Source organism: Nonomuraea sp. N2-4H, from assembly GCF_045291505.1.
Taxonomy (GTDB): Bacteria; Actinomycetota; Actinomycetes; order Streptosporangiales; family Streptosporangiaceae; genus Nonomuraea; species Nonomuraea fastidiosa.
Genome location: NZ_CP147987.1, coordinates 6,569,454 through 6,583,060 on the forward strand (window position 1 = coordinate 6,569,454; position 13,607 = coordinate 6,583,060).

The following is a 13,607-nucleotide window of genomic DNA, read 5'->3' on the forward strand; positions in this document are numbered from 1 at the left end:
CGCGGCGACTACACCGCGGCCGGCGACTGGGCCTGCGGCGTCGTCCCCTGCCACCCGAAGCTGCACGTGTCCTGCTCGCACCGAGGCGGCCCGTCCGCCTCTTCAGGTGACCTGCGTTCCGCCGGGCCGATACGCGTGTCGCCCGCTACGGAAGGACCACGCGCGGGGTGTCCTGCAACGGCGGGAGGAGGGTCCACGTGCGGGCGGGGGCGAGGGGTTGGGTGGTCAGCATGACGCCGTCCCTGCGGCGTTCCTCCAGCAGGCGGGCACCGTAGACCTCGCCTGACACGGGTGTGACCACCACCGCGAAGTCGCCCTTGGCCTTGACGCGCACGTCCCGCGTACGCCCGGCGGGCACCGCCACCTCGTACGGCTCCCCCGCCGCCCCCTTGTCGGGCACGACCTGGACGCGCACCTTGCCGGGCCCGCCGAGCGCGGTGAGGAGCAGGCGGGCGCCGGTGGTGTTGCGGGCGACGGCGCTGCCGAGGGCGAGCGAGGGGGTGCCGGCCGTGTAGGCGACGTCGGGCTTGGAGCCGGTGCCGATGGAGACGGCTCCGGCGACGATGGGGACCGGCGAGGTGAGGACGAGCGCGGCGGACGAGCCGGCGACGCCGGTGGTGATGTCGAGCGCGGTGACGGTGCCGGCGGGCACGTCGAGGGTCTCGCGGCCTTTCATCGCGTACTCGGCGTCCTCGCTGACGGCCTTGATCTGCACGGTGGCGTCGGTCTCGCCGGGTGCGGCGACGAGGAGCCTGCGCAGGCCGCCGCCCTTGGGGATGCCGGGGACGACGACGCGGGTGGCGGGGGCGCCGGCCGCGGGCAGCCAGTCCACGCCGCCGCTCTCCAGAACGGTCCTGGCGGCGACGGCCACCCGTCCGAAGGAGGTGGTGACGCTGACCGCCATCACGTCGGCCGACGGTGCGAGCGTCTTGAGGTCGATCTCGCGGTGCTTGCCGGGGGCGATCTCCAGGCCGATCCCGGCGTCTCCGGAGACGAGCCCTTCGGCGGCGTACACCTGCACGTCCACCATGGCAGGCGCCTTGTCGGCGTTGATGAGGTGCAGGCGCACGTCGGCGTCGGCGGGGCCGGGGCCGAGCAGCCAGGTGGCGGGGGCGGGCTCGGTGCAGCGGACGCCGGCCAGGCCGCGGGCCGATCCGCTGGTGGCGCGGGTGACGTCGCCGGCCTCCAGCCCGCCGGGGCCTTTGGTGACGTACGGGGCGTCCTTCTCCATGGTCTCGCTGCTGAGCGAGCCGGGCAGGTAGACGTCCACGCGGCGGCCCTTGTCGCCGGGGCACACGGTGGTGACGGACTCGACGGCGACCTTCGTGGGTCCTGTGGGCGGGGGCGGCAGCGGGGCGGGCCTGGTGACGTACGCGATGCCGTACATGGCGGCCAGAGCGACCACGACGAGCGTGAGCAGGCCGAACCGGTTCTCGATGAACGCCTTCATCACGCCCCCGCCAAGGCCACGGCGCCGGGCTCGGCGCTTTCCTCCTGCCGCCGGCCGGGGGCCGCGAGGAGGGCCACGACCAGCACCATCGCGCCCTGCGCGTACAGCCACATGGTGTGCCAGACGCCGACGGGCTGGACGGGCACCCGGGTCACCGGCTCGGCCAGCCGCCATAGACCGCCGCCGTCCTTCGACAGGCTCATGCGCTCGAGTGACGGCTGCGAGTCGAGCGTCGCGGCGAGTTCGGCGGGTACGGGCGGCGCGACGGCGACCATGCCGACGCCGAGCTGGCCGAGCGTGGCCGCATCGCCGCCCCGGCCGCCGACCAGTCCGCGTACGGCGTTCGCCAGGCGGGCGCGCTCCTGCGAGGCGGTGGGCAGCTCGGACTCGCCGAGCAGCGGCCCGCGCCCGTGCAGCACGGTGAACGACGAGCCCTTGAGCACGACGGTGCGCTCGCCGTTCGCGGTACGGGCGGCCGCCAGGGCGGGCATGACGTCGGGGGCGTCGCCGACGAGCGGCCCGCGTACGCCGGTGGCGACCCAGAACCCGGCGGCGAGCAGCGGCGTGCTGAACGCCACGGCCGCGATCGCGACCGCGCCGAGCCGCCGCAGCCCGCCCGAGGCGCGCAGCTCGGGCAGCCGGTGCGCGGTCAGCCCGACGAGCACGACGAGACCGGTGCCCGCGAACGCCAGCGGCACCCCGGGCCACACCCGCGCCCCCTCGACGGTGATCCGGCTGACCAGGATGGCGGCGAGCACCCCGTACAGGGCGACGCCCCAGCCGATGGCGACGATCATCCGCTGGCGGCGCATGAGCAGCGCGGCCAGCGCGGTGACGACGAGCCCGGCCGTCACCCAGAACGGCGGCAGCCCGGGGCCTCCTGGGCTGAGCGCCAGCAGCGACTCGGGGGCGAGCGTCTGATCGACCAGCGCGGGATCGTGCAGCCCGGCCTCCAGCAGCAGCCTGCCGGGGTCGGTCACCAGGCTCGCCAGCCAGGGCAGCAGCAGGGCGGGCGGTACGGCGAGAGCGATGATCATCGAGACTCCCGCGCCGCCTCCCTTGCGCGGGCCGCGCGTCCGTACGGCACCCCCGAAGGCCACCGCGCCGAGCACGCCGAGCACCGCGAACAGCGGGTACACCAGGGGGACGAACGCGGTGCCGACCGCCAGCCATAACCCGAGCGCCCATGCGGCCCGCCGCGCCCTGCGCCGGTCGGCGGCGAGCAGGACGACGCCGAGCAGCCACGCGTACAGGGGGACGAGCACGAACACCACGGCCGTGCCCAGCCGTCCCGCCGCTATCGCGCCGGTGGCGACGGGCAGCAGCGCGTACGTGGCCGCCGCCCACGCCCGAGCGGGCACACCGGGGATGACATGGCGGGTGGCCAGGTACGCGGTCGCCCCGGCCAGTGGCACCGAGCCGAGCAGCAGCACCGACACCGCCAGCCAGGTCTTGCCGAAGAACAGCGTGGACAGGGCGGCGATCACGGCCACGTACGGCGGCGCGGGGTCGGTCGAGCCGAGCCCGATGTCGTGGAACCCCTCGGTGTAGAAGTCCCACAGGTCGCGGGCACCGCCGATGACGGGGACCAGCGCGCCGCCGCCGAGCCGTTCACCGCCGAGCAGGGAGCGCTCGGCCGCCAGCGTGACCAGGGTGAGTCCGATCATGAGGATGACGCCGGGACGGCCGATGAAGCGCTGGAAGGCGCCGGTGTCGGGCGGCGGCGCGAGCTCCTGCTCGGCGTCGGGGTCGGTGGCGATGTGGTGGCGTCCTGCCGCGTCGACGGGGGCCTGCCCGGCGAGGAAGCTCTGCACCATGTCGACGAGCCGGCGGTAGGCGGCGCCCGGCGGCGTCAGGAACCACTTGATGCGCCGGTACCCCTTCCTGCGGCCCTGGCGGCGTGCCCGCCGCGCCCGCAGCAGGCGTCCGGGATGGCCCAGCACCGATCCGAGCGCGAGCACCTCGTCGAGGGCGTTCGCGGGCTGCTTGCTGACGATGAACAGCAGCGTGCGCACGGCCGAGCCGAGCACGTTCCGCAGCAGCGCCCAGAGCATCGCGCGGAACGGCAGGTTCGCCATCACCACGAAGATCGCGTTGCGCCGGTCGAGGCGGCGCGGGTGGTCGCCGCTGACCGTGATGCGCCGCCGCCTGCGGGCCGCCGCCTCGGCGTGCCAGGCCACTGCGGAGGTGACGACGAGCACCTTGTGCCCGGCGTTGCGGACCCGCCAGCACAGGTCGAGGTCGTCGCGGAAGATCGGCAGGAACGGGTCGAGCCCGCCCACGCGCTCCCAGACCTCGCGCTTGATGAGCATGCCCGCCGTGGAGACCGACAGCGTCTCGCGCGTGCCGTCGTGCTGTCCCTGGTCGAACTCCAGCGGTTCGAGACCGGTGTCCCTGCGCCCGGTGCGGCCCACGGTGACGCCGAGCTCCAGCAGCCGGCGGCGGTGCAGCCAGTCGCGCAGCTTGGGGCCGAGCACGGCGGCCTTCGGATCCTGCGCGGCGGCGGTGAGCAGCTCCTCCAGCGCGCGCCTGTCGGGTGCGCAGTCGTCGTGGAGCAGCCAGATCCACTCCTCGCGCCCTGCGGGCGGCAGCTTCTCCAGCACCTCGGCGACCGACTCGCCGAAACTCGTCGAACGCGGCAGGGAGAGCACGTTGCCGGGGCCGAGCGCCTGGGCGAGCAGGTCGGCCGAGCCGTCCCTGCTGCCGTTGTCGACGCCGACCACGCGGTCCGGCCTGCGGCTCTGGTTGATCAGCGCACGCCAGTGTCTCCCCCAGCCAGCGCGCGCCGTCGTGTGCGACGACGATCACGGTGACGTAGGGACGTGACATCGGTGAGCTCCTGGGGGATGATCAGGCGCGCCCACCATACAGTGACAAGCGGTTCAAGAGATGCGAAAAGGGTCACACGGCTCTCCGCGTGACCCTCTCCCCCTTGTGTCTCTCTGCTACGGCCTGTCACACGGCCTGGCGCTTGATCCGGCGGCGCTCCCGCTCGGACAGCCCGCCCCAGATGCCGAAGCGCTCATCATGCTCGAGTGCGTACTCCAGGCACTCGGCACGGACCTCGCACGATCGGCAGACCTTCTTGGCCTCTCTGGTGGAGCCGCCCTTCTCCGGGAAGAACGCCTCCGGATCCGTCTGCGCGCACAAGGCGCGCTCCTGCCAGCCGAGTTCTTCAGCGTCAAGCTGTTCCTGTGCGATGACCGGATCGGTCACTGCACACCTCCCTGCCGCCCGCCCGCAATGGAGCCCCCCATGGACGCCTTCCTTATTACCCACCCACGGGAAGGCGTAACAACATGGTTGTAATTACACGCGTGTGCGCTACGCGGCGTCAAGCGGCATGCAGGTATCCGGGGAAAGACCAGATCTCGCCCCGGTGTGCTCGGCATGTCATGTTCGAGCCCGGCCTGACAGCCTGTGCATGGCGTCGTCCTGGCTCGTGCAACACTCTCAGCGGTCGGAACCGTACCAGGGCGGGATAGACGCCCGCCTGCGGCCCACCTTCTCTCTAGTCGTTCATTGCCGGTCCGTTACCTGCGTGGCTCGTTGGGGGTGTATATGGCGGTCGGGTCGATCGGGTCGTCCCCCGGCATGCGCTGGGCGCCGAAGCCGCCGGCCTGCTGGAACCCGTCGAGGCGCATCGTCGAGTCCGCGGGCGCGCTCCCCCACTGCTGGGGGCCGGGGGCGGGCTGCTGCGGGGCCTGGTGGGTGGCGTGGTACTGGCCCTGCTGCGGCTCGTACCCGTGCTGCGGCTGCTGGGGGTGGCCGAAGGGGTCGTCGTACGGGCGGGCCTGCTGGCCGCCGAAGTCGGGGACGGGCTGGTTGCCGGCGTTCGACTGGTAGGTCTCCGCCTGCTGGTAGGCGTCCATGAGCTGCTGGGAGCGCGGGTCCACGGGCTCCTGGTAGGCGGGCTGGACGAACTCGGCGCCCGAGTAGCCGGTGAACGGCTGACCAGCCTGCTGCGCCTGCTGGGCCTGGTCGAAGGCGTTCTGTCCCTGGTACTGCTGCTGGCCGAACGGCTGCTGCTCCTGGTACGAGCCGCCGGGCGCGGTGTCGGCCGGGGCGTAGGCCTGGTCGTTCGCGGCGGGCGCGTACGGGCTCGGCTGCTCGGGCTGCGGAGCATACGGGCTCTGGCCCGGCTGGTTGTAGACGTTCGGCTGGCTGTCGGCCGGGACGTACGGGGCGGGGGTGTACTCACCGGCCGGCGGGTTCGCCGGTGCCGTGTCCGCCGGAGCGTAGGACTGCTGCTCGAAGCCCTGGGAGGCGAAGGGCTCAGGCTGCTGCTGGTCCGACGGCGCGGCGGGCAGGGCGCCTCTGATCTGCGGGGCCGCCTGCTGCTCAGGCTGCCCGGCGGAGCTCGGGGGCTGCGGGCTGTAGCCCGGGGTGGAAGGAGGCTGCGGGCTGTAGCCCGGGGTGGAAGGAGGCTGCTGGCCATAGCCGGGGGTGGAAGGAGGCTGCTGGCCATAGTCGGGGGTGGAGGGCGGCTGCTGGCCGTAGCCGGGGGTGGAAGGAGGCTGCTGGCCATAGCCGGACTGGGGGCCGGGGACCGGCTGGGCGGGCTGGCCCGGCTGGGAGGGCTGGCCGGGCTGTGCGGGTTGGTCCGTCTGCTGGCCGCTCATCGGCTGCTGGCCGTAGCCGGGGTCCTGGGGGCCGCCGAAGCCGGGCTGCTGGGGGAAGCCTGCCTGGCCGGGACCCGCAGGACCCTGAGCCTGGCCGGGCCGGCCGTACGACTGCTGGTCGAAGAACCCGGGCTGCGGGCCGCCGAACTGGCCGTGGTAGACCTGCGCGGCCGGACGCTGGGGAAGCACCTGCGGCAGGAGGTAGACCAGCGCGATGACGGTCAGAGCGAGGCTCGTAAGACCGCTGAGCAGGAACTCGATGGCCTCGCGCCCGCTGGCGTCGGCGAACAGCCCGCCGACGAACGCCACCAGACCGAACAGCGCCGCGAGGCCCAGACCGGCCACCGCGCCGTACGTGATGGGCTTGGCCTTGGGCGACGGCTCGCCGCCGATCTTGGTCACCAGGAGCACGGACCCGAGCAGCAGCGCCGTCACCACCGGGTTGGTCAGGCTCGACTGGAAGGCGGCGGCGCGGTCGGCGAACGACGACAGCGCCGAGGTGCCGACCAGGATGTGGCCGATCGCCAGCAACACCCTGATCAATCCGCCTACGAGCATGATCCAGGCGGCCGGCTCCCTCAGCCGGGCTACATCAAGTTTGCTCACAAGTACCCCCAACGGACCCATTGGTCCGAAGGGAGTTTGCCACATCACTGACTCGTATGCCGGGAGTCACAGAAAGCACTTCCCTATCAAATCGGCCAATACCTCGATATATACGGTTAACCGCGCCCGCAAATCCGGTCCCGGAGCAGCCTCGTCAGAGGCCGATGGAAGACTGGTGCGCATGCACATCGTGTCCCTCGCCGGCGGCATCGGCGGCGCCCGGTTCCTGCGCGGCCTGCGCGCCGCCGCGCCCGACGCCTCGATCACCGTCATCGGTAACACGGGTGACGACATCACCCTGTTCGGCCTGCGGGTCTGCCCCGATCTCGACACCGTCATGTACACGCTGGGCGGCGGCATCGACGAAGAGCAGGGCTGGGGCCGAGCCAAGGAGACCCACGTCGTCAAGGAGGAGCTGGCCGCGTACGGCGTCGAGCCGCAGTGGTTCGGCCTCGGCGACCGCGACTTCGCCACCCACATCGTGCGCTCGCAGATGCTGGAGGCCGGCTACCCGCTCTCGCAGATCACCGAGGCGCTCTGCGCCCGCTGGCAACCCGGCGTGCGGCTGCTGCCGATGACCGACGACCGCTGCGAGACGCATGTCGTGATCGAGGACGAGCGCGGCAGGCGCGCGATCCACTTCCAGGAGTGGTGGGTACGCCTGCGCGCCTCGGTGCCCGCCAAGTCGTTCGCGCTGGTCGGGGTCGACACCGCCAAGCCCGCGCCGGGCGTGCTCGAGGCCATCGAGGAGGCCGACGTGGTGGTGCTGCCGCCGTCCAACCCGGTGGTGAGCATCGGCACGATCCTCCAGATCCCCGGCATCCGCGAGGCGCTGCTGCCCAAGACCGTCGTCGGCGTCTCGCCGATCATCGGCGGCGCGCCGGTGCGCGGCATGGCCGATGCGTGCCTGACCGCCATCGGCGTCGAGACGACCGCGCAGGCCGTGCTGGAGCTGTACGGCTCCGAGCTGATCGACGGCTGGCTGGTCGCCGAGGAGGACGCCGGGGTCGCGCTCGACGGCGTCAAGGTCGTCGCCAGGCCGATCCTCATGCACGACGCCGGCGCCGCCGCCGACATCGCGCGTTCCGCCCTCGACCTCGCCAAGGAGCTGGCCCGATGACGTCCCGCCCTGCGACGGCCCGCCAGAAGACCGCCCGGCACCCGACCCAGGAGGCCGCCCGATGACCACGACTCCCCAGCACGTCGAAGTGATCGCCGTGACCGGCCTCGGCGAGGTGCGTCCCGGCGACGACGTGGCGGCGCTGCTCGCCGGCGCCGGCGTACGCGACGGTGACATCGTCGTGGTCACGTCGAAGATCGTGAGCAAGGCGGAGGGCCGGGTACGGCACGCGCCCGACCGCACCCAGGCGATCGCCGAGGAGACCGCGCGCGTGGTCGCGCGGCGCGGCGACACCGTGATCACGCAGACCCGCCACGGCTTCGTGATGGCCGCGGCCGGGGTCGACGCCTCCAACACCGAACCCGGGACGGTGCTGCTGCTGCCCGAAGACCCCGACGCCTCGGCCAGGCGCATCAGGGCGGGGCTCGGCCGCCGGGTCGGGGTGATCGTCTCCGACACGTTCGGGCGACCGTGGCGCAACGGGCTGACCGACGTGGCGATCGGGGTGGCCGGGCTGCGCCCGCTCGACGACTACCGCGGCCGCTCCGACGCGTACGGCAACCAGTTGAGCGCCACGGTCACGGCGCTGGCCGACGAGATCGCGAGCGCCGCCGAGCTGGTCAAGGGCAAGCTCGACGGCGTCCCCGTGGCGATCGTGCGCGGGCTCGCCCACCTGGTGACCGACGACGACGGCCCCGGGGCGAAGCCGCTGGTGCGCCCGGCCGACGAGGACCTGTTCCGCTACGGCTCGCGCGACGTCGTGTTCGCCCGCAGGACGATCAGGGAGTTCTCCGACGAGCCCGTCGATCCCGCGGCGGTGCGCAGGGCGGTCGCGGCGGGCATCGCGGCGCCCGCGCCGCACCACACGACGCCGTGGCGGTTCGTGCTGCTGGAGTCGCCGGAGACCCGGACGAAGCTGCTGGACGCCATGCGCGAGGCGTGGATCGCCGACCTGCGCGGCGACGGCTTCTCCGAGGAGTCGATCGCCAAGCGGATCAAGCGCGGCGACGTGCTGCGCAACGCGCCCTACCTGGTCGTGCCCTGCCTGGTCATGGACGGCTCCCACACCTACCGCGACGACCGGCGCAACGCCTCCGAGCGGGAGATGTTCGTGGTGGCGACGGGCGCCGGGGTGCAGAACTTCCTCATCCAGCTCGCCGTCGAGGGGCTGGGCTCGGCGTGGGTGTCGTCCACGATGTTCTGCCGTCCTGTGGTGCGCGAGGTGCTCGACCTGCCCGCCTCGTGGGACCCGATGGGCTGCGTGGCCGTCGGCCATGCCGCCGCGCCGCCCCGCGACCGCGCGCCGCGCGACCCGGACGACTTCATCCTCACTCGCTGACCGCGGGTTCGCAGGTGGGGTGGCACAGGCGGCGGGCGAGCGCGGAGAGGAACACGTCGATGATCTCGCCCGGCTCCTGCGCCTCGTGCAGCGAGCCGTTCGTGGCCGCGACGATCTTCGCCAGCCCGTCGCGGTCCACGCCCTTGCCGAAGGCGATGACGATGATCTGCACCGGCCGGTCGGGGTCCCATTCGCGCTGGAGCCGGTCGAGCAGCTCGGGCAGCTTGATGCCGGTGCCGTCGTCCCGGCCCGCGGTGATGACCAGCAGCGAGTTGTTCATCTCCTCCCGGTAGTCGCTGGTCACCTTGCGGAAACCGCTGAGCACCGCGTCGTACAGGGAGCTGTCGCGGCGCGGATGCGCCTTGATCGTGCCGGTCAGCTCGTCGAGCCTGCCTCTGCGGACGACCTGGCCCTCCTCGGGCTCGTTGATCGCACCCAGGCCGACGAGCCGCCGGTAGCCCTTGATGCCGCCGATCCCGTCGGCGAACTCCCACAGCCCCATGTGCGTGGAGTCGGGGAAGAGCCGCAGCCCGATCTTCGCCGCGTCGAGCGCGACGTCCAGCCGGGTGCGGCCGTTCAGCCGCTCGGCCATGTGCTTGGAGGTGTCGGTCAGCACGAGGATGTTCGTCGCGGGCGCGAGGCGGCTCCAGGCACGCAGGGCCTCGTCGATGTCCTCGGGCGTCACCGACTCTCTGGTGAGCGGCGCCGCGGCAGGGATGTGCGGGCCCGGCGAGATCGGCCCCGACCGGCCGTCGCCCGACCTGAACCCGGCCTTGCGCACGATCTCCTGCGCCTCAGGGCCGCGCAGCCACTCGGCGAACGCGCTCGACGCCTCGGCCACGGCCGGGTCGCCCGCGGTCACGACGTACGGGTAGTCGAGGTTGATCGTGCCCTCGCGCGGGTGCAGCGCCACCACCGGGTCATCCGACGGCCGCAGGTTGTGCTGCCACACGCTCTGCTCGGGCACGATGACGACCGGCCGCCGCCAGAACGTGTGGTCGTCCACGGCGGCCAGCATGCTGCGGTAGTCGGGGGCCGAGCCGGCCTGCGCCCACCGGACGAACGCGGTCAGCGCCTTGTCGGCGTCGGGCCCGGTGCCGACGACGTCCCTGGCGGCGGCCACGGTCGCGATGCCCGCCCCGGCCAGCGAGGGGTCGGGCACGCGTACGACGTCGGGCTCGTCGTCGTTGGGCGTCAGCCGCCCGCGCACGGTCGAGGGGAAGACCATCCGCCAGTTCATCTGCGTGCCGCCTACGGAGAAGCGCCTGGCCAGCGAGGCCCGCGTGGCGAACACCAGCGGCGAGGTGGCCACCACGCTCTCCTGCGCGGGCAGCGCGCTCGCCCCTGCCGGCGGGCGAGGCGGATCCAGGCCGACGAGTCGGCGATCCAGCCGTCCGGCCGCTCGCGCAGCACGCCCGCCCGGTCGCCGATGAGCGTGCGCAGGACCGTGGCCGGCGGCTGCTCGGTCACCTGGACGAGCACGCACCGGCCGCCCGCGACCGTCTTGGTCGCGTTGAACCGGTCGGCCGCCTCCATGACGGCGGGCGCGATGTCCACGGCGGCCGCGACATCGACGAGAACAGGCTCTCGCGTACGGCACAGCAGACCGCCGCCGCCGAAGACGACGACGAGGCCGGCCGCGACCATCGCCACGGCCGTCAGCCCCGCCAGCATGCCGCGCCGGAACGCTCTCCTGCGGCGCTGCTCGGGGGACAGCGCGGCGCGGTGCCGACCTAACCGCACCATGAACCTCTCCCGCGAGCCCCTTCCCGCGCCTCGCCGGACGTCCCCTCGGACGCCCGCGACGCCCTTTCCGCGCCTCGCGCTGCGCCCCGTCGGGGGCGCCCGCGAGACATTGGTAGAACATGTTACAGCTAGGCCAGCGGCAGGACCCTTCTGACGCTCGTGCAGACGCCGTCGCTGGCCGCCGCGGCCGCCAGCCGCTCCTCGCTCGGCACGCCGTAGTCGGTGGTGCGCTGCCGCACCGGCCGCCCGGTGACCTCGACCATCGCGCGCAGCTCGCTGATCGTCTTGTACGACCCGTTCTCCGACCCGGCCATCCGGCTGATCGTCTCCTCCATCAGCGTGCCGCCGAGGTCGTTGACCCCGCCCTGCAGCACCTGGCGGCACAGGTCGTCGCGGAGCTTGACCCACGAGCACTGGATGTTGTCGATGGCGCCGTGCAGCAGGATCCTCGCGAGAGCGTGCACGGCGCGGTTCTCCTGCGCGGTGGGCCCGGGCCGCGCCACGCCCGCCAGGTAGATGGGCGCGCTGGTGTGCACGAACGGCAGCAGCACGAACTCCGAGAACCCGCCGGTCTCCTCCTGGATGCTCCGGATGAGCTTGATGTGCTTCACCCAGTGCAGGTGGTTGTCGACGTGCCCGTACATCATGGTCGAGGTGGTGGGGATGCCCACCTTGTGCGCGGTGGTGATGACCTCGATCCACTCCTTGGCCGGCAGCTTGCCCTTGGTGAGCACCCAGCGCACGTCGTCGTCGAGGATCTCGGCCGCGGTGCCGGGCAGCGAGTCGACGCCGGCCTCCTTGGCGGCCTCCAGCCAGTCGCGGATGGACATGTTCGTCCGGCTCGCGCCGTTGATGACCTCCATCGGGGAGAACGCGTGCACGTGCATGTCCGGCGTGCGCTCCTTGACCGCCCTGGCGATGTCGAAGTACGCGGTGCCGGGCAGGTCGGGGTGGATGCCGCCCTGCATGCACACCTCGGTGGCCCCGGCCGCCCACGCCTCCTCGGCCCGGTCGGCGACCTGGTCGAGGCTGAGCGTGTAGGCGTCGGCGTCGGTCCTGCGCTGGGCGAAGGCGCAGAAGCGGCAGCCGGTGTAGCAGACGTTGGTGAAGTTGATGTTGCGGTTGACGACGTAGGTGACGTCGTCGCCCACCGCCTCGCGGCGCAGCGCGTCGGCGATGGCGGCCAGCTCGTCCAGCGCCCCGCCCTCGGCCCCGAGCAGCGCCACGGCCTCGGCGTCGGTCAGCCCGGCCGGGTCGGACTCGGCCTTGCGCAGGGCCTGACGCACGTCGCTCGGCGTGGCGGCGGCGACGGTGCCGAGGCGCTCGCGCAGGGCGTCCCAGTCGCCGTAGACGTGGTCGAAGTCGTCGCGGCGGTCGCTGGTGCGGCCGACGGTGTCCACCTCGACGTGCAGGTCCACCCGGCCGGAGGCGGCGAAGCCGCCGTCGGGCTCCTGCCACGGGCGGCCCTCCGGCACGGCGTCCTCGCGGGCCAGGCCGGTCTCGGGGTCGGCCAGCGCGCTGACGTGGCCGATCAGGCGGGGGTCGAGCCAGGGCTCGCCGGCCCGCACGTACTCGGGGTAGATGGTCAGGCGCTCCTTGAGCGTGAACCCGGCCTCCCTGGTACGCGCCGTCAGCTCGTCGATCTGCGGCCACGGCCGCTCCGGGTTGACGTGGTCGGGGGTCAGCGGGGACACGCCGCCCCAGTCGTCGATGCCGGCCCTGATCATCAGCTCGTACTCGGAGTCCACCAGGTTGGGCGGGGCCTGGATGCGGATACGGGGGCCGAGCACGAGCCGGGCCACCGCGATCGTGGCGGCCAGCTCCTGCAGGTCGGCGTCCGGCAGGCCGCGCATCGCGGTGTCGGGCTTGGCGCGGAAGTTCTGCACGATGACCTCCTGGACACCGCCGTACTCCCTGGCCACCTTCCTGATCGCGAAGATCGACTCCGCGCGGTCCTGCACGGTCTCGCCGATGCCGATGAGGATGCCCGTGGTGAACGGCACGTTCGTGCGCCCGGCGTCCTCCAGCACCCGCAGCCGCACCGCCGGGTCCTTGTCGGGCGAGCCGTAGTGCGGCTGCCCCTTCTCCTCGTACAGGCGGCGCGAGGTGGTCTCCAGCATCATCCCCATCGAGGGCGCCACCGGCTTGAGCCGCTGGAAGTCACGCCAGGTCAGCACCCCCGGGTTGAGGTGCGGCAGCAATCCGGTCTCCTCGAGCACCCTGATCGCCATGGCGCGCACGTAGGACAGCGTGTCGTCATAGCCGTGCGCGTCGAGCCACTCCCGAGCCTGGCGCCAGCGGTCCTCCGGGCGGTCGCCCAGCGTGAACAGCGCCTCCTTGCACCCCATCGCCGCCCCCTGCCGGGCGATCTCCAGCACCTCGTCAGGGCTCAGGAACGCCGCCGGCAGCTTGTGCGGCGCGGTCGCGAACGTACAGTAGCCACAACGGTCCCGGCAGAGCCGGGTCAACGGGATGAACACCTTCTTGCTGTAGGTGATGATCCCCTCGCGGCCGGCGGCGCGCAGCCCGGCGTCGCGCACCCGGGAGGCGTGGTCGAGGAGCGTGTCGAGATGCTCGTCACGGGCGTGCAGCAGGACGGTCGCCTCGGTCACGTCGAGCGTCTTGCCGTCCCTGGCGCGGGCGAGGGCGCGGCGGAGCGCGGAGTCAGAACTCATAAAGGGCACAGTACGACGGGCTGAGTTCGCCGTACGCACCCAGGGGTGG

Annotated in this window: 9 protein-coding genes; 2 read left to right on the forward strand and 7 right to left on the reverse strand. The window is 72.7% G+C overall.

The features are described 5' to 3' along the window. Positions 1–145 precede the first annotated feature (145 nt). The 4 genes from WBK31_RS30015 to WBK31_RS30030 form a co-directional block, all read right to left on the reverse strand. Positions 146–1,450: a DUF5719 family protein gene (locus WBK31_RS30015; protein WP_406673520.1), complete on the reverse strand. Its 1,305-nt coding sequence runs from the start codon at positions 1,448–1,450 to the stop codon at positions 146–148. Next, entirely contained in the window at positions 1,450–4,173 is a 2,724-nt protein-coding gene (locus WBK31_RS30020; RefSeq protein WP_406673521.1) for a glycosyltransferase, read from the reverse strand. Before WBK31_RS30020 ends, WBK31_RS30015 begins: the two co-directional genes overlap by 1 nt. 232 nt (positions 4,174–4,405) lie before the next feature. Next, positions 4,406–4,666: a WhiB family transcriptional regulator gene (locus WBK31_RS30025; RefSeq protein ID WP_176903063.1), complete on the reverse strand. Its 261-nt coding sequence runs from the start codon at positions 4,664–4,666 to the stop codon at positions 4,406–4,408. Between the two features lie 317 nt (positions 4,667–4,983). After that, the gene (locus WBK31_RS30030; protein ID WP_406673522.1) at positions 4,984–6,678 is read right to left on the reverse strand and encodes a hypothetical protein; all 1,695 of its coding nucleotides are present in this window, start codon (positions 6,676–6,678) and stop codon (positions 4,984–4,986) included. A gap of 181 nt (positions 6,679–6,859) precedes the next feature. On the opposite strand from WBK31_RS30030, the gene cofD reads away from it, so the two are divergent. Beyond that, positions 6,860–7,798: a 2-phospho-L-lactate transferase gene (gene cofD / locus WBK31_RS30035; protein WP_364060134.1), complete on the forward strand. Its 939-nt coding sequence runs from the start codon at positions 6,860–6,862 to the stop codon at positions 7,796–7,798. Between the two features lie 61 nt (positions 7,799–7,859). Further along, positions 7,860–9,137, forward strand: coding sequence for a coenzyme F420-0:L-glutamate ligase (locus WBK31_RS30040; protein WP_364060131.1), 1,278 nt, complete (start codon positions 7,860–7,862; stop codon positions 9,135–9,137). On the opposite strand, the gene WBK31_RS30045 is transcribed toward WBK31_RS30040, so the two are convergent. The 3 genes from WBK31_RS30045 to WBK31_RS30055 form a co-directional block, all read right to left on the reverse strand. Beyond that, positions 9,127–10,449 carry a substrate-binding domain-containing protein gene (locus tag WBK31_RS30045; protein WP_378786336.1) on the reverse strand — a complete coding sequence of 441 codons (1,323 nt, stop codon included), beginning with the start codon at positions 10,447–10,449 and terminating at the stop codon, positions 9,127–9,129. The two genes, WBK31_RS30040 and WBK31_RS30045, sit on opposite strands and share 11 nt — an antisense overlap. Further along, positions 10,389–10,883, reverse strand: coding sequence for a substrate-binding domain-containing protein (locus WBK31_RS30050; protein ID WP_378786335.1), 495 nt, complete (start codon positions 10,881–10,883; stop codon positions 10,389–10,391). Before WBK31_RS30050 ends, WBK31_RS30045 begins: the two co-directional genes overlap by 61 nt. Positions 10,884–11,011: 128 nt before the next feature. Further along, on the reverse strand, positions 11,012–13,558 hold the full coding sequence (locus tag WBK31_RS30055) for a bifunctional FO biosynthesis protein CofGH (RefSeq protein ID WP_378786333.1): 2,547 nt from the start codon (positions 13,556–13,558) through the stop codon (positions 11,012–11,014). Positions 13,559–13,607: the final 49 nt, after the last annotated feature.